At 63.5% G+C, this 22,250-nt stretch carries 23 protein-coding genes; 10 read left to right on the top strand and 13 right to left on the bottom strand.

The window, feature by feature from the left end; all coding sequences use genetic code 11:
- Positions 1–33: 33 nt before the first annotated feature.
- The 3 genes from E2L06_RS02455 to E2L06_RS02445 all read right to left on the bottom strand — a co-directional run bounded on the left by E2L06_RS02455 (position 34) and on the right by E2L06_RS02445 (position 3,490).
- Positions 34–873 (bottom strand): VOC family protein, encoded by an 840-nt coding sequence (locus E2L06_RS02455; protein ID WP_138778282.1) that lies wholly within the window; start codon positions 871–873, stop codon positions 34–36.
- 221 nt (positions 874–1,094) lie between these two features.
- Entirely contained in the window at positions 1,095–2,966 is a 1,872-nt protein-coding gene (locus E2L06_RS02450) for a PAS domain-containing sensor histidine kinase (RefSeq protein ID WP_138778280.1), read from the bottom strand.
- A gap of 110 nt (positions 2,967–3,076) precedes the next feature.
- Positions 3,077–3,490, bottom strand: a complete 414-nt coding sequence (locus E2L06_RS02445; protein WP_138778278.1) for an Lrp/AsnC family transcriptional regulator — start codon at positions 3,488–3,490, stop codon at positions 3,077–3,079.
- Positions 3,491–3,592: 102 nt separating this feature from the next.
- Here E2L06_RS02445 and carA point away from each other — a divergent pair, with 102 nt between their 5' ends.
- Positions 3,593–4,672 carry a glutamine-hydrolyzing carbamoyl-phosphate synthase small subunit gene (carA, locus tag E2L06_RS02440; RefSeq protein ID WP_138778276.1) on the top strand — a complete coding sequence of 360 codons (1,080 nt, stop codon included), beginning with the start codon at positions 3,593–3,595 and terminating at the stop codon, positions 4,670–4,672.
- Between the two features lie 471 nt (positions 4,673–5,143).
- Here the strand turns inward: carA and E2L06_RS02435 are convergent, their stop codons facing one another.
- The 3 genes from E2L06_RS02435 to E2L06_RS02425 all read right to left on the bottom strand — a co-directional run bounded on the left by E2L06_RS02435 (position 5,144) and on the right by E2L06_RS02425 (position 7,933).
- Positions 5,144–5,902 (bottom strand): SIMPL domain-containing protein, encoded by a 759-nt coding sequence (locus E2L06_RS02435; protein ID WP_138778274.1) that lies wholly within the window; start codon positions 5,900–5,902, stop codon positions 5,144–5,146.
- Between the two features lie 323 nt (positions 5,903–6,225).
- The gene (locus tag E2L06_RS02430; RefSeq protein ID WP_138778272.1) at positions 6,226–7,176 is read right to left on the bottom strand and encodes a glycosyltransferase family 2 protein; all 951 of its coding nucleotides are present in this window, start codon (positions 7,174–7,176) and stop codon (positions 6,226–6,228) included.
- Positions 7,177–7,225: 49 nt separating this feature from the next.
- Positions 7,226–7,933, bottom strand: a complete 708-nt coding sequence (locus tag E2L06_RS02425) for a class I SAM-dependent methyltransferase (protein ID WP_138778270.1) — start codon at positions 7,931–7,933, stop codon at positions 7,226–7,228.
- Between the two features lie 210 nt (positions 7,934–8,143).
- On the opposite strand from E2L06_RS02425, the gene E2L06_RS02420 reads away from it, so the two are divergent.
- The 3 genes from E2L06_RS02420 (at position 8,144) to E2L06_RS02410 (ending at position 10,048) form a co-directional block, all read left to right on the top strand.
- Positions 8,144–8,425 carry a helix-turn-helix domain-containing protein gene (locus tag E2L06_RS02420; protein ID WP_130499655.1) on the top strand — a complete coding sequence of 94 codons (282 nt, stop codon included), beginning with the start codon at positions 8,144–8,146 and terminating at the stop codon, positions 8,423–8,425.
- A 96-nt stretch (positions 8,426–8,521) separates the two neighbouring features.
- Positions 8,522–9,343, top strand: coding sequence for an MBL fold metallo-hydrolase (locus E2L06_RS02415; RefSeq protein WP_138778268.1), 822 nt, complete (start codon positions 8,522–8,524; stop codon positions 9,341–9,343).
- A 30-nt stretch (positions 9,344–9,373) separates the two neighbouring features.
- Positions 9,374–10,048 (top strand): YkgJ family cysteine cluster protein, encoded by a 675-nt coding sequence (locus E2L06_RS02410; protein ID WP_138778266.1) that lies wholly within the window; start codon positions 9,374–9,376, stop codon positions 10,046–10,048.
- A 150-nt stretch (positions 10,049–10,198) separates the two neighbouring features.
- On the opposite strand, the gene E2L06_RS02405 is transcribed toward E2L06_RS02410, so the two are convergent.
- Both E2L06_RS02405 and E2L06_RS02400 read right to left on the bottom strand, forming a co-directional pair.
- Positions 10,199–10,609, bottom strand: coding sequence for a TRAM domain-containing protein (locus E2L06_RS02405; RefSeq protein WP_138778264.1), 411 nt, complete (start codon positions 10,607–10,609; stop codon positions 10,199–10,201).
- A 100-nt stretch (positions 10,610–10,709) separates the two neighbouring features.
- A complete protein-coding gene (locus tag E2L06_RS02400) occupies positions 10,710–12,437 on the bottom strand; it encodes a radical SAM protein (protein WP_138778262.1) in 1,728 nt (575 codons plus the stop codon).
- Between the two features lie 138 nt (positions 12,438–12,575).
- On the opposite strand from E2L06_RS02400, the gene E2L06_RS21675 reads away from it, so the two are divergent.
- Both E2L06_RS21675 and E2L06_RS02395 read left to right on the top strand, forming a co-directional pair.
- Positions 12,576–12,734, top strand: coding sequence for a hypothetical protein (locus E2L06_RS21675; protein ID WP_171052292.1), 159 nt, complete (start codon positions 12,576–12,578; stop codon positions 12,732–12,734).
- A 165-nt stretch (positions 12,735–12,899) separates the two neighbouring features.
- The gene (locus E2L06_RS02395; RefSeq protein ID WP_138778260.1) at positions 12,900–13,376 is read left to right on the top strand and encodes an Hsp20/alpha crystallin family protein; all 477 of its coding nucleotides are present in this window, start codon (positions 12,900–12,902) and stop codon (positions 13,374–13,376) included.
- Between the two features lie 156 nt (positions 13,377–13,532).
- Here E2L06_RS02395 and E2L06_RS02390 read toward each other — a convergent pair whose 3' ends face one another.
- Positions 13,533–14,717 carry an FAD-binding oxidoreductase gene (locus E2L06_RS02390; RefSeq protein WP_138778258.1) on the bottom strand — a complete coding sequence of 395 codons (1,185 nt, stop codon included), beginning with the start codon at positions 14,715–14,717 and terminating at the stop codon, positions 13,533–13,535.
- Positions 14,718–15,145: 428 nt separating this feature from the next.
- Entirely contained in the window at positions 15,146–15,439 is a 294-nt protein-coding gene (locus E2L06_RS02385; RefSeq protein WP_138778256.1) for a hypothetical protein, read from the bottom strand.
- 152 nt (positions 15,440–15,591) lie between these two features.
- Here E2L06_RS02385 and E2L06_RS02380 point away from each other — a divergent pair, with 152 nt between their 5' ends.
- Complete coding sequence (locus E2L06_RS02380; protein ID WP_138778254.1) at positions 15,592–15,831, top strand: CDGSH iron-sulfur domain-containing protein; 240 nt, start codon at positions 15,592–15,594, stop codon at positions 15,829–15,831.
- Positions 15,832–15,860: 29 nt separating this feature from the next.
- Here E2L06_RS02380 and E2L06_RS02375 read toward each other — a convergent pair whose 3' ends face one another.
- Genes E2L06_RS02375 through E2L06_RS02365 form a run of 3 tightly spaced genes read right to left on the bottom strand, consistent with a single transcriptional unit; the run spans position 15,861 to position 19,405 of the window.
- On the bottom strand, positions 15,861–18,287 hold the full coding sequence (locus tag E2L06_RS02375) for a cation-translocating P-type ATPase (protein ID WP_138778252.1): 2,427 nt from the start codon (positions 18,285–18,287) through the stop codon (positions 15,861–15,863).
- Between the two features lie 2 nt (positions 18,288–18,289).
- Positions 18,290–19,168, bottom strand: a complete 879-nt coding sequence (locus E2L06_RS02370; RefSeq protein ID WP_171052291.1) for a sulfite exporter TauE/SafE family protein — start codon at positions 19,166–19,168, stop codon at positions 18,290–18,292.
- Between the two features lie 12 nt (positions 19,169–19,180).
- Positions 19,181–19,405 (bottom strand): cytochrome-ba3 oxidase subunit, encoded by a 225-nt coding sequence (locus E2L06_RS02365; RefSeq protein ID WP_138778250.1) that lies wholly within the window; start codon positions 19,403–19,405, stop codon positions 19,181–19,183.
- Positions 19,406–19,505: 100 nt separating this feature from the next.
- On the opposite strand from E2L06_RS02365, the gene E2L06_RS02360 reads away from it, so the two are divergent.
- Genes E2L06_RS02360 through E2L06_RS02350 form a run of 3 tightly spaced genes read left to right on the top strand, consistent with a single transcriptional unit; the run spans position 19,506 to position 22,250 of the window.
- Complete coding sequence (locus E2L06_RS02360; protein ID WP_138778248.1) at positions 19,506–19,733, top strand: hypothetical protein; 228 nt, start codon at positions 19,506–19,508, stop codon at positions 19,731–19,733.
- Positions 19,730–20,521, top strand: coding sequence for a cytochrome c oxidase subunit II (locus E2L06_RS02355; protein ID WP_138778246.1), 792 nt, complete (start codon positions 19,730–19,732; stop codon positions 20,519–20,521). The genes E2L06_RS02360 and E2L06_RS02355 overlap by 4 nt, the downstream gene beginning before the upstream one ends.
- Positions 20,508–22,250: a b(o/a)3-type cytochrome-c oxidase subunit 1 gene (locus tag E2L06_RS02350; RefSeq protein WP_138778244.1), complete on the top strand. Its 1,743-nt coding sequence runs from the start codon at positions 20,508–20,510 to the stop codon at positions 22,248–22,250. Before E2L06_RS02355 ends, E2L06_RS02350 begins: the two co-directional genes overlap by 14 nt.

Raw genomic sequence — 22,250 nt, 5'->3', positions numbered from 1 at the left:
GTGAGATACAACAACTGACAGTCGGACCGGCTGCTACACCGCACGGATTCGGATCGTGACCCCGTCCGGGTCGCTGATTTCGATCCCCTCGTCCCAGTCAGTGACCGTGACATTGGCGTCCTCGAGCCGCTGGCGGACCATCGTGAGCGTCTCGTCGTCCGAGACGACGACCTCGAACCACGCCAGTCCACGGCCGCCCGCGGGCTGTGACCGGCCGTTCCACGTGTTCACCCCGAGATGGTGGTGGTAGTCGCCGGCCGCCAGGAACAGCGCCGACGGGCTCTCGGTCTGGACGGTCAGTCCCAGCGTCTCGACGTAGAACTCGCGTGCCGCTGCGAGCGAGGTCGCCTCCAGATGGAGGTGTCCGACCGTCGTTCCGGGTGGAGCGGTCACGATCCCGTTAGACTCGGCAGCGACGTCGTCGAGGTCGAGCGGAACGGTTCCGATTTCGACCGTGCCGTCGGCTGCGCGTGGCCACTCTGCTTGGGGCCGATCCGTGTAGATTTCGACGCCGTTGCCCTCGGGATCGGTCAGATACAGTGCTTCGCTCACGTAGTGGTCTGATGCGCCATCGACGTGCCAGCGCTCGCGAATCCGCTCGAGTGCAGCCCCCAACGCAGCGCGTGAGGGAAGCTTGAACGCGGTGTGGAACAGCCCTGCCTGGTCCCGTCCGCGAGGCGAGACGTCCTCGACGTGGTTCAAAACGAGCAACGACGTCCCGTCGACACCGAGTGTGGCTGCCGTGTCACGTCGTGTAAGCACCGTGAGGCCGACGACGTCTCGATAGAAGTCGATCAGCTCCTCGAGATTCGTAACGAGCAGTGCAGTTCGACCGATGTCTGCCGTCTCCGGAATGAGCGGGGACTCTGTCATTGACTCCATCATTTGCACGTCTCCTATGTGTGTGTTTGCGGACAGTCCCGTCACTAGGTGACGGTGTTGTTATCGGGCCATCGCCGCGAGCACGACTCCGTCAAGCTGATACTGCCGGACAAAACGGTTCATACCTCGATTACACCCGAGACGCTGTCGCCGACGGCGACAGCCGTCGAGACGCGATCGAGTATTCACTGACTGTTGTCCGGTAGTATGAGCTACGTCGTGGCTGCCGGGACACGGAGCGTAACGACACTGCCCCGTGGCTCGTTGTCGGTGATCCGCATCTCGCCGCCGAAGCTCTTCGCTACCCAGTAGATGTGCCACAGCTCGAGGCCGGTCCCGTGGACGAGTTGCGTCTCGGTTTCGTGTTCGACCATCGGCCGTTCCTGTGGCGGGATCCCCGGTCCGTTATCGGCGACAGTGATGTCGACCCAGTCGCCCGTGTCGGGTCTGTCGACCGGGGTCGCGCTGACGGTGATCTCGGGCACTGCGCGATCGGTATGGGTAACGGCGTTGGCGACTGCCTTCCGAATCGCCGTCTCGAGTCGGTCGTCGGCCTGTGCCGCGATGGTCTCGGGTGCGGTCACGGTGATGTCGGCGTCGGGATACTGTTCGTCGAAGTTGGTCGCCAGCCGCGAGAGCATCGCCCCGACATCACAGGTAGCGTCGGGATGGCGGTCACGCCGAAACAGGTCTCGCACGGCCGCGGCGTTGTCACTGATTTTGAGCAATTCGGCGGCCTGTTCTTCGATCGCGGTCAGGGCCTCGTCTCGCTGGTCGTCGTCAGAGGGGGTCCGAAGTCGCATTGCGTTCCCCTCGATCACGTTCATCCCGTTTCGGATGTTGTGTCGCAGGACCCGATTGAGCACGCTGAGTCGCTGTCCGCGCAGTCGCTGTTCGGTGATATCGGACTCGATCGCGACGAAATGCGTGATCTCGTCGTCGTCGGTAATCGGTGCAATCGTCTGTTCGACGTGGTACAGCTCGCCTGATTTCCGCCGGTTGATGAGTTCGTGTTCCCAGACCGCTCCCGAGCAGATCGTCTCCCAGAGCCGCTCGTAGAACGCTTGATCGTGTTTGCCCGATTTGACCAGCCGCGGGTTTCGCCCGACGGCCTCCGTACGGGTGTACCCGCTGTCTCGTTCGTAGGCCGGGTTGACGTACTCGATCGTTCCGTCGCGATCCGTGATCACGATGCCATGGCCCGCCTGTTCGACCGCCTTCTGAAAGAGCTGTAGTTCCTGTTCGCGTTCCCGTCGCGCCGTCACGTCTCTGACCGCGCCGCGTAACGCGACGACCTCACCATCGTCGACGACCGGCTCGCCGACGGTATGGGCCCATCGTTCGTTCCCCGCAGCGGTGATGATTCGCAGTACTACGTCGTACGGCTCGCCGCCGTCCCGACACGTCTCGACGAACGAGCGGATCCGCCCCCGGTCGTCGGGATGATAGAACGCGACTGCCTCGGACAGCGTCGGCTCGTAGTCGGCACCGACCTCGAAGATCTCCCGCGTCCCGTCGGTCCACCGGAGCTCGTCCGACCGCAGATCGAGTTCCCACCCACCGACGGCGGCGAGTTGCTCCGTTTTCTCGAGGAGTGCCCGATTGCGCTCGAGTTCACACTCCTTTCGCTTTTCCTCGGTGACGTCACGAACGATTCCGACGAGTTGATCGACCGTCTCGTTGACGACTGTCGGCGTCAGTTTCGTCTCGAGCGTGCGTTCGCCAGCGGGAAACGACAGCGTCGTTTCGTAGTCGATCGTCGCCGCCTGCTCGACGCACGCGTCGTATCGGTCCGTGATCGCAGCCGCGGTTTCCGCGTCGAACACCTCGGCCGGTGTCCGTCCGCTGAGCTCCGTGTCGGTCAGGCCGGTAATCGTCTCGTATGCGGGATTGACACGCCGATACCGGTACGTACGACCGCCGACCGTTCGATCGACATCGAGGAGAAAAACGGCGTCCTCGACGGCGTGGAATATCGTTTCGTACTCTTCGAGCGTCGTCGAGCAGCCATGCTCCGATCGTGTCCGGCGATCGGCGGGCGCTGTCGGCTCGGGTTGGTTGTCAGCCCTGTCCCCGGTGGTCATTATGTGTGAATATAAACCCAACTCGAAAAAGGGACCGATGTTTTCCAACTCACTGAGAATACCGATACAATCTGAATCTCAGGTCGCTCGAGACGACCCCAGACCTCGGTTCAGCCGAGTTCTTCGTCCAGAATGAGTCGTGTCTTCGTGCTGACAACCTCGTCCTGATCGCGGGCTTTCGTAATGAGATCGTTGACCCCGCGTGTGTCCGCAGCGTCGACGACGAGGACGATGTCTTGCTCGCCCGAGACCATCCAGACGAAGTCGACCTCGTCCCACTCGGCCATCCGCTCGGAAACACCCTTGGTGTCGACGTCGACCGCGACGCTGATCTCGAGCATCGCCTGGACGTTTCCCGTTCGCGTCGAGATGGTAAAGCGCTCGATGACGTCGTCGTCCATCATTCGTTCGACACGGTTGCGCACGGTCCCCTCGCTCGTTTCGACCTCGTCGGCGATCTCCGTATACGGCGTTCTGGCGTCACGCCGGAGGATATCGAGGATCTGTCGGTCCAGGTCGTCCATAGAGATGCGTACCTATACTCGACGTGCACTTACCGATTACGAAAATCGTAACTCAGCTTCGAAGACAACACTTATGAACGTCCATCCGATACGTAGATCGTAATGACGGAAGCCTACGTCGCACTGGAAGGCGGCCACGTACTCGAGGGACGTGGTCGCGCGTCAGGTACGGCTCGCGGTGAACTCGTTTTCACGACAGCATACACCGGCTACGAGGAGAGTTTGACCGACCCATCCTACGAGGAACAGGTCCTGACCTTCTCGTACCCGCTGATCGGTAACTACGGCGTCCGCGAAGAACGCTTCGAGTCCGACCGTGTCCACCCGCGTGCGGTGCTCGCGAAGGAACTCACCGAGGACGTCGCCGAGTGGCTCGAAAGTGAGGGTGTCCCGGCGGTCGACCACCTCGACACGCGCGAGGTCGTCACCGACATCCGCGACGGCGGCGCGATGAAATGCGGCATCGCCGTCGGCGAGGACGTCACCGAGGAAGACGCACTGGCCGAACTCGAACAGTGCAAGGCCATGAGCGACCATACCGAGATCGGCGCACAGGTCAGCGTCGACGAGCCCGTCGTCCACGGCGACGACAACGACGGCGCTGACGTGGCGCTGATCGACTGCGGTGCGAAGGGCTCGATCGTCGACTCGCTGCTCGAGCGCGACGCGACCGTCCACGTGTTCCCCCACGACGCGGCCACCGAGGACGTCGCAGCCGTCGACCCGGACATCCTCTTTATCTCGAACGGTCCCGGTGACCCGGTCAACTTCGAGGGCGCGATCGAACTCGTCGAGGAATTCGTCGAGGATACGCCCGTCGCCGGCATCTGTCTCGGCCAGCAGATCGTCGCCGAGGCACTCGGCGGCACCACCGAAAAGATGGACTTCGGCCACCGCGGCGTCAACCAGCCGGTGCTCGATCTCGAGTCCAATCAGGTCGTCATGACCACCCAGAACCACGGCTACACGGTCGCCGACCCCGGCGAGCACCTCGAGGTCACCCAGATAAACGTCAACGACGACACATCCGAGGGAATCGACGGCGTCGAGTACGACGTCATCACCCGCCAGTATCACCCCGAGGCCAACCCCGGCCCCGAAGACACCCTCGACTTCTTCGACGACGTGCTCGCCATGGCTTCCGGGCGAGCTGACTCGCGAGCGGTTCCTGCCGACGACTGATCGGCTGCCGTTTTCTCCGTCACGCGTCGACGTGCGAGTCGAACCAAATAACCCCGATCGGTTCGACTCGCAAAGTCAGGCTTGACGAACCACTAGTCCGTTATCGCGTCGTTTCGACACCGCTCATACTGTCGGCCACGACGGATGTAGACTCGACCTGGTCGATCGGTGACGACCACCGAGAGCCGCTTACGTGACCGCCTGTTTGCCCACCGGCGGCTCTCCTGGCAGACACACGGCCAGAACGAGGGGTGCCCGAAGCGGTACATATCCGACCGCAGACAGCTATACGATCGGCGTGTCGCTCGTTTCATACGGACTCCTGACAGCATACCGGCTGGTCCGCGGCCCGTCCTGCGGGTACGCCGGAGATCGGGACAGCAGCCCGTTTCAGTGGCACCTAACTCACTCACCCTGACCAGCACTGGGCTCGAACCGGGCGAACCGTACACGACGAGCGGGCCGTCGCCGTCACTGAGCCGTAAACGCGTACGTGACCGTCACGCTGGCGCTGACGGTGACCGGTTCCGCGTCGATTTCGGTCGGTGGTGCCCCGCCGCTTGCCGCAGCGTCGCTGGCTTCCGATTCGGCATAGTATGCCCGGACGTCCACGTCACCGGTCTTGACCGTCGTCGTTCCCTCGAGGGAGACGTTGCGATTGGTAGCGATATGGGACGCTTCCGCGTCGGCGTTCGCCAGTGCGGCATCGATCGCGTTCGCTCTGTATTCCTCCCGGGTCTCCGGACGCAACGTAAAGCGGACGCCGCCCACGTTGTCCGCACCGGCGTCGACCACCGTATCGATGATCTCGCCGACGCGATCGACATCGGTGACGACCACCTCGAAGGAGTGTGATCCTTCGAAACCGTCGGCGTCTCGTCCGCGTGCCGGATACACCCGGTACTGGCCTTCGTCGACGTTCTCCTCGGGAATTCCGAGGTCGTCGAACGCCGTGCGAAGACTGTCCGCTCCGGCCGCCAGGTCGTTGGACACGGCATCAGCGCTCTGGCCGTTCGCTTCGACGCCGACACTGATCACTGCCTGATCCGGTTCCGCCTCAACGTCGCCGTCGGCACTGACCGTGATTTCTCCGTCGCTGCCCGAGACTCCCGTATTCGATCCGGCATCGTCGGGTGTCGCTCCATCGCTCCCGAGCGACTGCCCCACACATCCCGCCATCGTTGCCGTCAGGCCGATACTCGAGGCCGCAAGGAACTGTCGTCTCTCCATAGAGTAGTGACTAATCGGGAGAGAAATAAACACACCCCCAAGCTCAAACGGCCGTTTGAGCTTCGGCGGGAGCGAAACCTTTCAGAAAACAGTCAAGCACATCGTGTTAGCCAGCTGTACTAACGAATCGGTCTCATTGGCGTCTCGGAGTACAGCAAGGACGCGCAGAGACCGACCTCTATATATCGACGCCGACGAGGGGTGACTTCGCTCGAGTGTCGCTTTGGGGCCGTCATATGGACTCCTGTCGGTGGATGCCGGCGGGTCCGCGACCCGTCCCGTCCTGCGGGTACGCCGGAGATCGGGACAGCAGCCCGTCTCAGTCAGCGCCAGTCGTAGACCTGCACTGCCCGGTCGTGTCGTTGTGAGAGTCCGTGTGGATTGCGCCGCCGAGAGCGATCACGGTATCGGGCTCGAGCGCCATCCCACAGGCCGCGTGTGACGTTCCTGACGACATCAGTCCCATCAGAGAGCCAGCCCGTCGGTGTCGCCTCGCCGGCCGCCAGTCGGCACACGCCGGCAGCCCCTTCTCGCAGCGCGCTACCGGCGGTTCGAGCGAGGACGTTCGGTCGCAGGCCATAGTTTTTCGCCAACCGGTACGACAGCGATCGATAGGCTGTGCCCCAGTCGGGATCGGTGCGGCCACCATCGGAACGGAGTTCCGACGAGGATCGCCTCGAGTCGATCGATCCACCGCCGGCAGTTCCGACCTCACAGCGAGCGGCCATCGCCGCGTTCCACGACACCTCGAAGTCGAGGCTCGCGACCCGATGCGCACAGTCGCGCTCACCTGCCTGTGTGAGATACTCGTCGAAGCCGTCCAGCGCCTCGAGGACGGAACGGTCGAACGCGACGTTATCTCCGTGAAAGTGCGTGACGGTCCGGCCATCGACGGCGTGTGACGACGGCTCGGCGTCGTCGATGGGGCGGCCGGTTACGGGGCCGGTGACGACGTCGGTCCCGTCGGCCATCGACTCGTCGATGGCTGGATACCAGCTGTGATCGATCGCGTACTCGCCGTCGAGAAAGGCGACGACGTCGCCCGTCGCGAGTTCGAGGCCGGCGTTGCGGGAGACGTTCGGAGTTCGCTCGGAGATTTCGACGAGGACATCGATGTCGTTGCGGTCACGGACCACGCCAGTCGTTCCGTCCGAGGAGGGGCCGTTGACGACGATGCGCTCGGTTTCGGCCGGCGTTCGCTCGGCGAGCGCGTCAAGACACGATACCAATCGCTCTCGGTCGTTGAGCGTCGAGACCACCACCGAGAGCTCCATACCTGCCAATAAGAGGCCCCAATAGTAAATAGGTTGGATTCCAGTCGGGTCAGCGAACGCGCGCGTTCCAGTACGAGACGGACGCGGCGTGGTCGGTGGTCGGCAATTCACCGATTGCCTCGTCGAGCATCCGAAGTGGCGAGGCGAGACTGTTAGGGATCGACCGATACAGCCCGTATGGGAGGAGGAAATCGTCCTCGACGTCGACGAGCGTGAGACCCGTCTTCGCGAGCAGCACTGCGATTTCGCTTTTCGAGTACAGGCGCGACCCCATCGGCAGCGCCCAGTTGTAGATACTGCGGGCCGAAAAGCGGTTGAACGTGTCGAAGACGATCTGATCGCGAGAGACGCGACGCATCTCCTCTAAGAACGCCTCCGGATCGTCCGCAAGGTGGAAAAACCGCATCGCGATGACGGTATCGAAGTGATCGTCCGGAAACGGCAGTCGGCCCGCATCTCCTCGGAGGAACTCGAGCGTACCCGCGAGTTCGGTGTTCTGCGCTTTTCGTCGTCCCTGCTGTAACATCGCCGCCGAGATGTCCAGTCCCACGACGTCGGCTCCCTGGTGGGCGAGCATGACCGTAAACCGCCCAGTACCACAGGCGATTTCGAGGACCTTCCGATCCTCGACTGGCATGATCGCCTCGAGGACGGCTTCTTTCTCCCGACGGTCGATCAGCTGGCCGCCCCGGGAGAATCGCTTATCGTCATATTCCTCGGCGACGTCGTCGGCTTGGTACCACTCCTGTCCTTTCACACTGGGCGAATCTACTGTCGTGCTGGGATAAAACGATACTGGAGTCCCGCCGACGAACCAGGCTCTGTACTGCTATCTTGCGTGACCATCGTTGCCGAAACCCGAACTATATAAACGTGTTAATACATCATTCATACGCATTATACAAACTTCAGTATCCGTATCCACATATAGGGAAGCTTTACCACCAACCACGCCGCTGGCTCGAGTATGAGCATGAGTACAGCCGAAGACCGTGCCACCGCTGCCGAGGAACTCCTCTCGGAGGAGGAATACCGCGACCGACTCCGTGACCTGCCACCGAGTGCGAAGCTCGTCGCGAAAGTGTTAGAGACCGACTCGCCGCTCTCGCAGGGCCAACTCGCTGAGGAATCGCTACTGCCCGATCGCACCGTTCGCTACGCACTCAACCGACTCGAGGACGTCGGCCTCATCGGCTCGCGGTACAGCTTCCGCGACGCACGCAAGCAAGTCTACTTCCTCAAGCGCTGACCGGCTCGGAACGCGCGTTCGCGGATCGAGACGGCCTGTTCGAGGGAGCCAGCCGGCGTCGATACATCCTTTTTGACCCGGTCCCACTGGCGAGGTATGCACGTCACGCGGTGTCCGATCCCAGTCGCGACACGTGCGCCGGGTGGGGAGACCAACGCCTATCTCGTCAGCGCAACCGAGACGCGATACGGCGGGGCCGGCGGCAAGCCAGCGATACTCGTCGACCCGGCAGCGAAAACCGACGACCTCGATCGGCTGCTCGAGGACTACACCGTCGACCACGTTCTCGTCACGCACACCCATCCCGACCACGTCGGTGCCGTCGAGCCGTACGCGGCCGCAACCGACGCGACGGTGTGGGCTCGCTACGGCCGCGTTGATCGGTTCCGTGACACGACCGGCTGCGATCCCGACCGCACGTTTACGCCCGGCACGACGATCCCCCTCGGCGACGAGCGCGTCCGCATCCTCGACACGCCGGGACACGCCCCCGATCACGTCGCGCTCGAGGCCGGCCACGGCGGACCGATCTGCTGTGGCGACTGTGCCGTCCGCGAGGGCAGCGTCGTCGTCGGCGCGCCGGAGGGGGATATGCGCGCATACATGACGACGCTGCGTCGGCTCCGTGCGATCGATCCACCGGCATTGTATCCCGGCCACGGCCCCGAAATCCACGCCCCACGAGCGACCCTCGAGCGCCTGCTCACCCACCGGACCGAGCGCGAGCAGCGGATCCGGGAGGCAGCCGCGATGGGTGCCGACACGGTCGCGGAAGTCCTCGAGACGGCATACGACAAGGACCTCACAGGCGTGCGTGACCTCGCACGGGCGACGGTCGCCGCCCACCTCGAGAAACTCGCCGTCGAGAGCCACGTCGCGTGGGACGGCCAGCCGGCAGCGTCGCTCGCGGACGACTGACTTTTCCCTGTCGGCGACCTCCCGTCGGATGTGCAATCGCTCGAGGCCGAACTCGACGCCGCTCGCCAGCTCGCAGTCGCCGATCTCGCGGACGCGATCGAGTCGATCGGCTTCGAGTGTACCCGCTGTGGGGCCTGCTGTACGGCCGATGGTGAAGACGACCACACCGCGACGGTGTTTCCCGACGAAGTGCGCGACCTCCAGCAAGCAGCCGCGACCGGCGACGAAGAACGCGACTGGCGCGACGTTGCCCGTCCGATGCCCTACGGCCTTGCCGAGTCCGAGGACGGGACGCTCGAAGGCGAGACCTTCGAGTGGGCGCTCCAGACCGACGGCTGTGGCGACTGCGTTTTCTACGAGGAAGCCGACGGGATGGGGACCTGCGTCGCCCATGAGGACCGTCCACTGATCTGTCGGACCTACCCCTTCAGCGTAGCACTGGCCGGAACGAGCCAGCCGATGGGCGAAGCCGTCGACGAAGAAGGTATCGTCCGCGCCCACGAGTGCGAGGGTCTCGGCCGCGACATCTCCCGCGACGATGCCGAGGAGTTGGCACAGGCGCTCAAAGAACGCGCAGTGCGGGAACTCGAGGAGGCGATCGCCGTCCGAGATACCTACCGGCCCGCCGATCCTGATTCCGGCGAGGTCGTCGTCCACGACTCGGAAGGGGCAAAACGGATGGATGGAACGCCGCTCGAGGACTGAAACGAGTCTGAAGCAGGTCGATCAATCAGAACGAAGTGAGCGGAGTCTCCGAAGAGCGCTGCTCTTCCGGTGTTTTTGATCGAGATTTTTTGTTGGGGTTGAGACTGGCGTCTATGACGCCAACCGATGCCCCCAGTAAAAAGGTCGTTGTTAGAACGTGTCTTCGATGATCTCGCCGACAGCGAAGTTCGACTTGACCTCGGTGACCTCGATCTTGACGCGTTCGCCGACGTCGGCCCCGGGAACGATGATGACGTAGCCGCGTTCGACGCGGGCGATGCCGTCGCCCTGTTTGCCGATGTCTTCGATCTCGACGTAGCGCGTTTCGCCGACGTCGACCGGTGGCTGTGGCTCCGACGGCGCACTCTGGGGCGTCGTGGTCGTCGTCCCCTCGTCGCCGCTCGGCTCGTCTTCACGCGAGATGAGCGCGACGCGATAGACCTCGCCGGGGTCGATGTCGCCGGTCTCGACTTCCTGGCGCGGTACCTCGATGACGTAGCGATCCTCCTCTTCCGACACGTCCGTACTGAACAGACACAACAGTTTTTCAGATATCTCCACAGGTAGACCCTCTATTTCACCTCTGATTCCCATCCATAATAGAACTACCGACACAGAACTGCCGATTGACGGGAAAAGCGCCCGTTTTGGGCGATCGAGATCAGTTCACACGCTCGAGCGGTCGGGTCGTGACGAACTTGGAGAGATCGACCGTTGTCTCGAGGCCGGCGTCGGCGACCGACTCGTAGGGGCGATCGACGACGATGTCGCCGGCGGTGCTGGAGCCGATGCCGGGGATGGCGGTGAGTTCGTCCATCGATGCCGCGTTGAGATCGAGCGGGTACGGGACGCCGGTCACCGAGCGGTAGCCGTGATCGACGACCGCGACGTCGATCGTCCGGCCGAGGTCGCGCTCACCCGGCACCCCGACGAGTAACGGATAGGTGCCGAGTTGGCGGCCGAAGGTCGTCCCGTCCTGGTGATACTCGAGGTGGACGTTCGGCAGAACGGTGCCGGGAGGAGCGACGCGCTCGAGCATCGGGTTGTCGATCTCTTCGCGAACCTGCTTCTTGTAGCGTTTGAACAGCTTCTTGTGGTCGTTAGCGATCTCGGCCCCGGTATCGGACATGTCGGTGCCGTCGAAGGCCATCACCTGCCGGATGTTGATCCGCCGGAGCATGTAGCCCTCGTCGTAGACTCGCCGGAGGAACGCCATGTTTCGATCGTAGGTCTCCTCGCGCTCGCCTTTGAGCCCATGCAAGAGATTGATTCCCGGCAACAGTTTGGGGAGTCGCCGCGGTGCGTCGTCCCCGAACGTCGGCGCGTCCGCCGGCTCCTCGCCGGGCCGCCAGCCACCCTCCTCGTTGACGATCCGGACTGCTTCGAAACACTCCTCGGCGCTGACGTTCAGGTTGTTCTCCTCCTGAACGACCGGATCGGCTGACTCGAGGCCGAACGCGGCCGTGTCGCCGGGCGTGTTGTGCTCGGCGATGATCCGGATCCCCTCGCGGCTCTGTTCGGGCCACTCGACGATCGTGATGGGGTTCATGTTGTCCAGATGCAGCGTCTCGAGGTCGGGGGCGACTTCGCGGATCCCGCTGTAGAGTTGCCGGAGGGCGTCGGGGTTTGGCGCTTCGCCGTCGCCGCCGTAGGCGAGGATGTCGGCCTGTCGGCCGATCCGGAAGTGTTTCACGCCGTAATCGGAAAGCGCGTCGACCTCGCCGACGACCGTCGGTGGCGGCCGAAACGAGGGGTTGCCATAGAGGGGTTCGGTACAGAACGAACATCGGTAGGCACAGCCACGGGAGGTCTCGAGTTCGGCGATGAGGTGGTCCGGGTGGTTGGGGTGTTGGTCGACGACGAACGCACCCTCCTGGGCCCACCGCGAGACCTCGTCGACGTCGCGCATGCGGTTGTTGAAGCCCTCGAGACCGTTTTCGACGAGGTCGTAGACAGCAGCCTCGACGTCGCCTTTGGCGACGAAATCGAAATCCAGGTCTTGCCGTTCGGTCTCGGTCGCGCCGGCGTTTTCGTCGCCGACGCCGAACTTGACAGGGCCACCCATCAGACTCGTGCCGTTTGCTGTCCAGGCGAGCTTGCGGACCTCGTCGGGCTCGGCCGGCGTGCCGCCGACGTACTTACCGGGGACGGTCATGCCACCCAGATAGATCATGAGGTCGGCCTCGTCGACGTCCCGCCAGCGATCGGTATCGTCGCGAAGCCCGTCGATCGTGTGGTACGTGATCTGGTCGCGGGGAACCCCCGCGTCGACGAGCGCCCCAGCCGTATATCGGGGATACGTCGAGATGTACGGCGGCACCCCGAAATGGGCGGGCTCGTCGACGTAGCCGTCGACGATCGTCACCGACAGCGCCTCGGGGTCAGTCATGGCTCCCGGTAGCGCCTCGAGTGGTAAAACGGTGACTACACGCGCGAGACCAGCAGCGGCCACGAACACGCAAACGGCCGGCTTCGGGTGCTCGCCGAAACCCCTGCGTTGATAGCCCTCGTGGCGCTAGTCCCTCATATGCCACCGACGGAAGAAGTCGTCTGTACCAACGAGGATTGTTTTCTCGACCTGTTCGAGATCCACTACACCTACGACGTGCCCGACGACTTCGATCTCTCGGAGCTTTCGTGTCCGGTCTGTGGTGGCACTGATTGTCTCGAGCGGGTCGAATTGTAAGTGAACTAGCCACATGTCAGACGTTTCTTTTGTCCGGAGCAAAAGGGATATCTACGGGGCAATCATAACCGTTCACACGGTCATGTCTGCCATGTACTGTCAGGCCCTTCTCTCGGTCTCCGCAACCGCCGCCCACGCCGCACGCACCGCTCGAGGTGACACCCTGTGAGGTTTAAAGACCTCGGTAAATCGGTTGGCAACGCGCTCTACCGACAGGTCGGCCGCGCGAGCGGTCGCGTGCAGAACCACCGATCCCTCCCCGTCGATATTCTCGAAAACGACACTGCCTATCGCGTCGTCTTCGACGCGCCGGGTGCCGAATCGGACGACATACAGGTTCGCTATCTCGACGGCACCGTCAGGATCCAGATCGACCGGTTCCGGCAGTTTCACGAGGGCTACGAGATGCAGTTTCCCGGCCGGGGCATGTCGCTGTCCGGCGACGCCGAGTTACCGGCCGACGCAGTCGTCGATCCGGACGCCGGAACGGCGCACCTCTCCGAAACCGGGACGCTGAGCGTCGAAATTCCGAAGGCGTCGGCGATCGGAGACCCAACGGAAATCGACGCAGAGACAGCACTCGACGCGTCCGATGACGAGTCGGAGTCGAACGCGGATCCAGTTACTGTCGACAACGAGTGATACTGTCGGACAGCAGTCAATACGATGTCGGTCTGTCCGGCAGTATGAGAAACTATAAGATCGCAGTGGTTCAACGTCGGTCGTAGAAAGCAGCCGCTTCCGTCGACGACTGCCGAATCCCGACAATTGGCCTTCAAAGAGTGCGCATCGAGCGTCTCAGTTCGACTCGAGTGACATCCCATCGACGACGTCGAACGCCTCGTCGCCGTCGAACCGCGTCGGGTCGAAGGCGTCGATCCCCGAGCTACCACAGATTTCTGCTGCGAGTCGCTGTCCGATCGCCGGCGCACGCATGAACCCGTGTCCCTGGAAGCCGGTCGCGACGTACACCCCATCACGGACCGCGCCGACGAGTGGATCGCGATCCGGCGTCGCCGTACAGAGGCCGGCCCACGCCTGCTCTACGTCACCATCCCCGAGACCTGGAACGCGGTGGACAACCCGTTCTCGGAGGTCGGTAGCGAAGTCCGGATCCGCGTCGCGGTCGTAGCTGTCAGGGTCAGCTTCACGATTTTCAGTGCCGTCTCCCGCGAGGACGCCAGCGGTGTGAGGCCGCAGGTAGAAGTCGCCGGTTGCGTCGTAACACATCGGCTCTGCGAGGTCGCCGTCTGCGACCAGCGCCTGCACCCGATAGGGCTTGACGGCGAGCGGAACGCCCGCGTCCGCGAGCAGCGCCTTCGTGCGTGCACCTGCTGCAACGACCACTGCGTCGACTTCGTGGACTGTCCCATCCGGATGGATTACGCGCGCTGGATCGGTTCGAACGTCGACCGGCGTGTCGGTCTCGAGAGTCGCTCCAGCACCGGTAGCTGCAGCCGCGAGACAGGCAGTGTACGCGGCCGGATCGACGTAGCCCGCTGCACCGGCGATCCCCGCGACTGCGATGTCGTCCGTTCGCAGGGCCGGGAACCGCTCGGCGAGCGCGTCGGCGTCCATCTCGAGGGCGACGACGCCGTTGTCCTGCATGCGCTGGACCTGATCACGGATCGCATCGGCCCGGTCGGCATCGCCTTCGCGGGCGAGCCAGACGTACGGACATTCAACGAACGGGAACGTATCATCGCCTCCGAGTGTACGGAAGCGTTCGATTGCCTCGCCAGCGAGTTCGGCGTCGAGTCCATCCGCGAAGGCGTCGTAGCAGATCCCTGCAGCCCGGCCGGTCGCGCCGCTTGCGACGCTGTCACGGTCGTACAGCGTCACGTCCACACCTTCGCGTGCGAGGTCGTAGGCCGCGGTCGCACCGATGGCACCCGCGCCGACGACCGCCACCTCGAGATCGGCACCCTGGTCTGTGAACGCGTCGGCGCCGACGGCCAGCTCCGGGTCGTCGGTGTCATTCATAGCCGATCACTCGTCGAGAAGGGTCGATACAGACGACTCGAAACGCGTCTCCACGTCGTTCTTACGTGGGTGGGATCGCCGCTCATACCTATCACTCGTGATGCTGTCTACTTACGTCTGGGTGGTTGCGGCAGGGTCGCGACCAGCTATGGCACCCCCGTGTTCGCTCGTTCATACTGCCGGACAGAACGACGTGACGCCGGTCGCATGTATGCAGCCGTCCCCGCAGGTGACGGTCGCAAATTCGCGACCGGCGTCGTATTGACTACTGTCCAGTAGTATCAGTGCCGTCATGTCGGGAGAAAGTGGGGGAAGAAGGGGGGTACGACGGCAGGGCGGAGCGCCATGGTTCAGTGCCCTGTCTCCCTGCCGTACGACGATGTACTACCTCATCATGCATACGAATACTCCCAAAGCATTTGGGTATCTCAAGTGACGTATAGCGAGTGCGCGATCACGAGAAAGCCGGTCAGAACCAGCAGACTCTCGAAGAGGATGCCCGTCATCAGCGGGACGGCGAGTAGTTCATACAGCATGCCGGCGAGGACGAACCCGAGCGTAACGAGTCCGAATCCGAGCGCGAGATAGCCAAGCGCCGGCTGTCGAGTTCGCCGGTAGGCCTTGGAGGCGAAGAACGTGATCACGCCGCCGACGATGAGGACGAGCGTTTTGACGATCGCGAGTGCGACCGCAGTCGGCAGTGTCACGGCATGGAACGACATTGCTGTGCGTACCCCACATTCGAGAGCCCTACCAAGAACTTTGTCGTTCCCGGAGCGGGGTATGTATGACAACAACCCACGACGCGCGGTCAGGAACACCGCACGCACGGCTCGAACGAAGCGTTTTGTCGCCGGCGGTCCGAAACGATGTCATGACACGACTTGTCGAACTCGAGGCGACGGGCCCACGCAAACTCAAGCCCGAGGACATCGACGACGAGAAAGGCGACGTTGCGGTCTGTCAATGTGGCCTGTCGGACTCGTTTCCCTTCTGTGACGGCAGCCACCGACGGACGCGCGACGAAGACGACGAGACGACCTACGTCTACGAAAATGGCGAGCGCCGGGAACTCGAGCGGGTCGTCACAACTGACGAGGATACAGAAGTGTAACCGACAGCCAAACGGAGCGGCTCACGTCGCTACATCGACCGCGAGGAGTTGAGGACGACCAGCGCGCTACTGGCAGCCATCGCGACGGCAGCGAACAGCGGGTTCAGCAGGCCAAGCACTGCCAGCGGGATCGCGACTGCGTTGTAAGCAAAGGCCCAGCCGAGGTTCTGTCGGATTCGCCGGTGAGTGCTCGTCGCGATATCGAACGTCTCAGAGACGGCATCGAGATCGTCACCGACGATCACCGCGTCGGCCGCGTCGGTCGCGAGTTTCGTCCCACTGCCCATCGCGATTCCGACGTCCGCGGTCGCCAGCGCAGGCGCGTCGTTGCTCCCGTCGCCGACCATCGCGACCGTTCCCCGACTCCGCAGTCGGTCGACGGTCTCGGCTTTCGCCTCCGGCGGGACGCCGGCGAAGACCTCGTCGACGCCCTCGAGCGCGCGGAACCGATCGGCCGCCGCGCCCTCGTCGCCTGTCAGAACGACGACTTCACGGCCCGCCGAGAGCGTCTCGAGCGTCTCTCCGAGCGCCTCTCGAGGGGAGTCACCGACGACGATGATACCGCGAGCGTGGCCGTCCCAGCCGACGACGACGGGTACGTCGCCTGCGTCGCGGGTCTCGTCGATTCGGGACTCGAGCGTGTCAGGAACGGTGAGTCCGTGCTCACGGAGGAAATCGGGATGGCCGACGACGACGCGATCGCCGTCAACGAGTCCGCTGACGCCGCGGTCGGCCCGTTCGAACTCGTCGACGGCAGTCGTTGGGTCCTCGGTCGCGGATTCGGGTGCCGCGTCCGCGATGGCAGCCGCGATCGGATGCTCGGAGAGCGCCTCGACAGTGCCGGCCCGCGGGAGCAGTTCGTCGGTAGCGACGTCATCGACGGCGTGAACGTCTTCGACGGCCATCGTCCCGGTCGTGAGCGTCCCCGTCTTGTCAAGGACGACGACGTCGACGTCTCTGGCGTCCTCGAAGATCGTCTCCGCGGCGACGACGATCCCTCGCTCGGCGGCGGCCTGAATTCCCGCAGCGATCGCAAGCGGCGTCGCGAGCCCGAGCGCACAGGGACAGGAGACGATCACGACCGTCAGCCCGATCAACAGCGCCGTCGAGACGCTCGAGCCGGTCGCGAGCAAGACGGCCGCCGTCCCGACGGCGAGGGTGACGACAAGCGGGACGAACACCGTCGCGAGCTTGTCGGCGAGTCGCTGGACGCCCGGTCGGGCGCTCTGGATCGACCAGAGCAGGGAGACGAGTCGGTCGAGCGTGCTTTCGGCCTCGTCGCCGACCGTGACGACGAGTGGGGCGTCGGTGACGACGGTTCCGCCCCGAACTGGATCGCCCGGTTCCTTGCCGACGGGCAGCGACTCGCCGGTGACGAGCGACTCGTCGACGGCAGCCGAGCCCTCCGAAACGTTACCGTCGAGGGGGATCCGCTCGCCCGGACGGACGAGCAGGCGGTCGCCGGGGCCGACATCCTCGAGGGGGACCGTCTCGCCGCTCTCGCGGCGGGCCTCGTCGACCTGCTGTTCGGTCAGTTCGGAGAGTAAGCCGGTCGCGCGGCGTTTGACCGCCTGCTCGTAGTGGGTGCCCGCGGTGACGACGATGATGATTGCGACGGTCACGTCGAAGTAGACGTGGGTCTGTCCCAGAACGGTCGCAATCGCGCTGTAGCTATACGAGCCGAGTGCGGCGAGCGCAACGAGCAGATCCATGTTCGGCCGACCTGCCCGGAGGCTGACGTACGCCCCGCGGAGGGTCGGATAGCCGGTATAAAAGAGGACGAACGACGTAAACACCCAGATGTTTGCCGTCAGAAACGTGCCGTCGTAGCCGCCGAAGTCGGCGATCGGCTCGAAGCCGAAGTAAGTCGGGTATAGAAACAGGATGTACCACGTCATGACCATCATGCCGAAAAAGGCCCCGAACAGGAGCGCACCGAGCCGATCGTCGGCGTCTGCGTTGTCGGCATTCGCTCGGTCGGCGGCGGTGTAGCCGTAGCCGGAGACGATATCGGGCAGCTCGTCGGCCGCAAGCTCGTCGGGATCGTAGACGATCCGGATGGTATCCGTCGCGTAACTGGCCGTCACGCCACGGACGCCTGACTCGCGTTCAGCCGTCGTCTCGAGGAACGCCTCACACGTCGAGCAGTGCATGCCATCGACTGCGAGGAAGGCGTCTTCGCCGTCGAGGTCGTCGAGGTTGGGGCCGTCGTCGCCGTCCATTCGGGACTGCAGCTCCGCCTCGTCGGGGCCGTCGGTTCGCTCGAGCGTCCGAGCGACCTCGAGACAGCCCTGGCAGCAAAACGCGCCGTCCACGTCGGGTTCAGTGATCGGCGTCGGCGGGGTCGGCAGGTCACAGAGGTCGCAAGTCTCGGTGTCGGTCTGACTGGCGGGTCCAGTGTCGACTGGGGGTGTCGTCGCGGGCGACTGCGCGGACCGTCGTGGATTCTCACCCATCGTTAGAACAGGGGGATGTACGGCAGCGGGAGGTGTGGCAGGTGGATGCCGTACAGCATCAGGCCGTGTGAGAGCGGGATGTAGCCGAGCACGACGAATGCGGCTCCGAGCCCACGGTGGAGTCGCACGCGCGTATCAGCACCGATCTTGTTCAGGACGGTCCCGTAGGCAAACAGCGTCGGGATCGTCCCCAGCCCGAGGACGGCAAGCGAGAGCGTCCCCTGTATCGGCGACCCGAGCGCGAACGCGTACAGGTACGCCGGATAGATGATCGGACACGGCATGAGGCCGTGGACCGCGCCGAGTGCCACGATCCTCGGCGAGGTCGCGTAGTGGTCGATCCGACTCGAGAGCAGCTCCGAGAGTCGCCGAAAGGCAGTCCCGATAATCGGCAGTCCGTGGCCGGGGACGGCGGTTCGCCCCCGCAAGTAGTACAGGCCGCTCGCGACGATCGCGATCCCGACGAGGATACCGGTGACGCCCCTGACGTTGTCGCCGATCGCGGCGACGGCCTCGCTCGAGGCGATCGTAATCGCACCGAGCAGGCCGAACAGCCCACCGACCGCGGCGTAGCTGGCCGTCCGACCGAGGTTGAACAGCGCGTGCTGGCGCACCTCGTAGCCAGTAAGCGTATCGTCACGGCGCTTGCCGCTTGCCGCCCCGATCCGGTCGGCGTAGGCCGTCACGAGTGGCCCACACATGCCCAGACAGTGTGCGCCGGCCAGTAAGCCGACGATAAAGAGGACGAGCAGGTTGACACGCTCGAGGCCGGGGCCCGACGGCACCGATGCACCCATCAGCGGTGCGATCAGTGAGCGTGCGCCGTACTCCGGAGTAACGGCGGTCGAGAGCAGGGCCGATACGAATGAAACAGGCGTCATCTGTGCGGAGAGTTAGCCGAGAGTGCCGCTGCCGTCACTGTGGTGGCCGTGGGACGTCTCGACCGGCGACATAGCAAGGTACAGCGAGCCGTAGATGAGGCACGTGTTGAGCGCGCTGACGCCACCGGCAAGTGCCGAATGCGTCACATGTGCCGTGATTCCATAGACGATAAGCGGGATCAACGCAAGCAACCCGACAGCTGCTGCGTGCCGGGGTTGGAGTGTCTCGAGGCTCATACGCACTCCTTTGACGGTCGGTAGCTTAATTCCCTAACCCGTTCCCAGTGGCCGGGAATGAGGGCTGGCAGTAAGTCATCCCCTTTCCCAACCACTTCGTATGAGTTCGGCTATCGAAAAAGGGGTGGATGGGAAGCATCCCACTGATGAGACCGAGCAGGTTCGTGAGCTCGGTCACGACGAGTACGACCCGATCGGAACGGCGATCCTGGTCGGGATCTACTTTCTCATACTAGTGGCATTGTGGATATTCATGTACTTCGTTGAGTTCCTGGGTAACGGGCCGACCGTCATCGGTGTACTCTTGACGGTGGTGGGGCTCGCATGAATATTCACACGTACGAAAAAGCCTGGCTGGCCGTGGCGATGGTGCTGATCGTCGGCTTCATCGCGACGATCACGTACGGCGCGGTCGGGCCCGGCATCGCGATGATCGACGACGATGGCGGCACCATCGACCCGGACAAAATCAACGACGACGAGCGGTTCAGTGACCCTGGCGTCACACACGTCGGTGGCAACGAATACGAGGCAAGTATCGTCGCACAGGCGTGGTCGTACACGCCAGGCGAAATCACGGTGCCGGCAAACAGCAAAGTAACGTTTTACGTGACGAGTCGGGACGTGACACACAGCTACACTGTCGTCGGAACAAACGTGAACACGATGGTCGTCCCCGGGCAAGTCTCACAGATGACCGCCGAGTTCAACGAAACCGGCGAGTACGGTGTTCTCTGTAACGAGTACTGCGGCCAATATCACCACACGATGGAAGGCAAAATCAACGTTGTCCCCGAAGACGAGTTCGATCTAACTGAGCTGTCGACCGACGCCCCCGACGAGGCCCAGGTCGGCAATCAGACGACCATCAACGCAACCGTAAGCAACGGCATGAACTACGACCTCGAGCCGACAGCCACGCTCGAAATCGACGACCAGACGATCGAACAAGACGTGACGGTGCCCGCACACGGCAGCGAAACCGTCGAGTTCGCGGTCGACACGACCGACCTTGGCACGGGCGACCACGACTGGACGGTGACCGTCGACGGCCACGAGGACGGCGACACGCTCACGGTCACCAACGCGACCGAGGGAGGTGATGGCGATGCGTAACGCCTACGTCGACCAGTTCCCGGACGAAGCACGCGTTATCAGATCCATCCTCTGGAGTTCCTTCCTCGCGCTGACGATCGGCGGGACGCTTGGGCTTATTCAGGGACTGCACCGAACGAACGTCTTGCGGTTTATCAACCCGCCGGACTACTACACCGTCCTGACGGCCCACGGCGTCTTGCTGGTGCTTACGTTCACGATTTTCTTCCTCGTGGGCATCTTCACCTGGGCAGTAACGACCAGCCTCGATCGCGGTGTCGAAGACATCCGCTTTACCTGGGGCTGGTACGCCATGATGATGCTTGGAACACTACTGGTCGGCATCTCGATCCTCGGCGGCGTCGTCGAGCAGATCCCGATGAACGCCGACGTCCTCTACACGTTCTATTCGCCGTTCCAGGCACATCCGGCGTTTTACGTGGGTCTAGTCCTGTTCGTCGTCGGCTCCTGGCTCGCCGGCCTCGATTGGTTCCGGACGTGGTGGGCATGGAAGAAGGAAAACCCCGACGAACGGATCCCGCTACCGACGTTCATGGCGTTGACGACGATGCTGTTCTGGTATCTCAGCTCAATCGGTGTCGCCATCTCGATCCTCGCGTTCCTGCTCCCGTGGTCGCTTGGGATCATCGACTCCGTGAATCCGCTGCTCACCCGGACGCTGTTCTGGTTCTTCGGCCACCCCGTCGTGTACTTCTGGCTGATGCCGGCGTACATGCTGTGGTATGTCATGCTGCCGAAGCTCGCCGGTGGAAAGCTGTTCAGTGACCCGCTCGCACGCGTCGTCTTCGTGCTGTTCCTGATCCTGTCGACGCCGGTCGGGATCCACCACCAGTATCTGGACCCCGGCATCGCGGAAGGGTTCAAGTTCATTGCGATGACGAACACGATGTTCCTCCTGCTGCCGAGCCTGCTGACGGCGTTTACCGTCGTCGCCAGCATGGAACACGGTGCACGCCAGCGTGGCGGTGAGGGCTACCTCAGCTGGCTCAAGGCGCTTCCATGGCGCGACCCGGCGTTTACCGGGATGGCGCTTGCAGGACTGATGTTCGCCGCGGGCGGCTTCTCCGGCATGATCAACGCTGGCCTGAACATCAACTACCTCGTCCACAACTCCTGGTGGGTCGTCGGGCACTTCCACCTCACCGTCGGCACCGCCGTCGCGCTGACCTTCATGGCAGCGTCCTATTGGTTCATGCCGCAGCTGACCGGCAAGGAGATCTGGAACCGCTCGCTCGGCCTGGTCCAGGTCGTGCTGTGGTTCATCGGCATGACCCTCATGTCGAACGCGATGCACCGCGCTGGGCTGTTCGGGATGCCCCGCCGCACCGCCGAGCCGCAGTACCAGGGCTTCAACTTCGAACCCGCGGTCGGGACCGTCGCTGAGATCGACGCACAGGTCGCTCTGGGCGCGGCGTTGCTGACCCTCTCGGTGTACCTGTTCATCACGAACATGGTCCTGACCACCATCGGTGGTTCCAGCAGCGACGCGATCCCGGACAACACCTACGCCGGCACGCTCTCGGGCCCCGAGGACTCGCCGGCTATCATCGATAACCTCAAGCTCTGGACCTCGATCGCCGTTGTCCTCGTGATCATCGCGTACTCGCTCCCGCTTGCGAGCATCATCGACGCCGGCGGCCTGTTCGGTCCCGGCATCGATCCCTGGAAGCCCGGCGTCGTGGCCGACCCGAGCCTCGTCCTCGAGTCGCTTCGTGGGGTGATGCCCTAG

Origin of the sequence: Haloterrigena sp. H1, from assembly GCF_005938085.1 — an archaeon.
Taxonomy (GTDB): Archaea; Halobacteriota; Halobacteria; order Halobacteriales; family Natrialbaceae; genus Natrinema.
The sequence above is the reverse complement of the archived record's forward strand: the minus strand, read 5'-3'. Positions and strand labels throughout refer to the sequence as shown.

Excerpts from the sequence above, each read along its gene's own strand:
- E2L06_RS21675 (WP_171052292.1), top strand. The coding sequence starts at position 12,576 with ATGCCACCGACGGAAGAAGTCGTCTGTACCAACGAGGATTGTTTTCTC.
- E2L06_RS02350 (WP_138778244.1), top strand. The coding sequence starts at position 20,508 with ATGGCGATGCGTAACGCCTACGTCGACCAGTTCCCGGACGAAGCACGC.
- E2L06_RS02360 (WP_138778248.1), top strand. The coding sequence starts at position 19,506 with ATGAGTTCGGCTATCGAAAAAGGGGTGGATGGGAAGCATCCCACTGAT.
- E2L06_RS02415 (WP_138778268.1), top strand. The coding sequence starts at position 8,522 with ATGCACGTCACGCGGTGTCCGATCCCAGTCGCGACACGTGCGCCGGGT.
- E2L06_RS02365 (WP_138778250.1), bottom strand. The coding sequence starts at position 19,405 with ATGAGCCTCGAGACACTCCAACCCCGGCACGCAGCAGCTGTCGGGTTG.
- E2L06_RS02435 (WP_138778274.1), bottom strand. The coding sequence starts at position 5,902 with ATGGAGAGACGACAGTTCCTTGCGGCCTCGAGTATCGGCCTGACGGCA.
- E2L06_RS02455 (WP_138778282.1), bottom strand. The coding sequence starts at position 873 with ATGACAGAGTCCCCGCTCATTCCGGAGACGGCAGACATCGGTCGAACT.
- E2L06_RS02430 (WP_138778272.1), bottom strand. The coding sequence starts at position 7,176 with ATGGAGCTCTCGGTGGTGGTCTCGACGCTCAACGACCGAGAGCGATTG.
- E2L06_RS02450 (WP_138778280.1), bottom strand. The coding sequence starts at position 2,966 with ATGACCACCGGGGACAGGGCTGACAACCAACCCGAGCCGACAGCGCCC.
- E2L06_RS02380 (WP_138778254.1), top strand. The coding sequence starts at position 15,592 with ATGACACGACTTGTCGAACTCGAGGCGACGGGCCCACGCAAACTCAAG.
- E2L06_RS02400 (WP_138778262.1), bottom strand. The coding sequence starts at position 12,437 with ATGACTGACCCCGAGGCGCTGTCGGTGACGATCGTCGACGGCTACGTC.
- E2L06_RS02445 (WP_138778278.1), bottom strand. The coding sequence starts at position 3,490 with ATGGACGACCTGGACCGACAGATCCTCGATATCCTCCGGCGTGACGCC.
- E2L06_RS02390 (WP_138778258.1), bottom strand. The coding sequence starts at position 14,717 with ATGAATGACACCGACGACCCGGAGCTGGCCGTCGGCGCCGACGCGTTC.
- E2L06_RS02385 (WP_138778256.1), bottom strand. The coding sequence starts at position 15,439 with ATGTCGTTCCATGCCGTGACACTGCCGACTGCGGTCGCACTCGCGATC.
- E2L06_RS02375 (WP_138778252.1), bottom strand. The coding sequence starts at position 18,287 with ATGGGTGAGAATCCACGACGGTCCGCGCAGTCGCCCGCGACGACACCC.
- E2L06_RS02370 (WP_171052291.1), bottom strand. The coding sequence starts at position 19,168 with ATGACGCCTGTTTCATTCGTATCGGCCCTGCTCTCGACCGCCGTTACT.
- E2L06_RS02355 (WP_138778246.1), top strand. The coding sequence starts at position 19,730 with ATGAATATTCACACGTACGAAAAAGCCTGGCTGGCCGTGGCGATGGTG.
- E2L06_RS02420 (WP_130499655.1), top strand. The coding sequence starts at position 8,144 with ATGAGCATGAGTACAGCCGAAGACCGTGCCACCGCTGCCGAGGAACTC.
- carA (WP_138778276.1), top strand. The coding sequence starts at position 3,593 with ATGACGGAAGCCTACGTCGCACTGGAAGGCGGCCACGTACTCGAGGGA.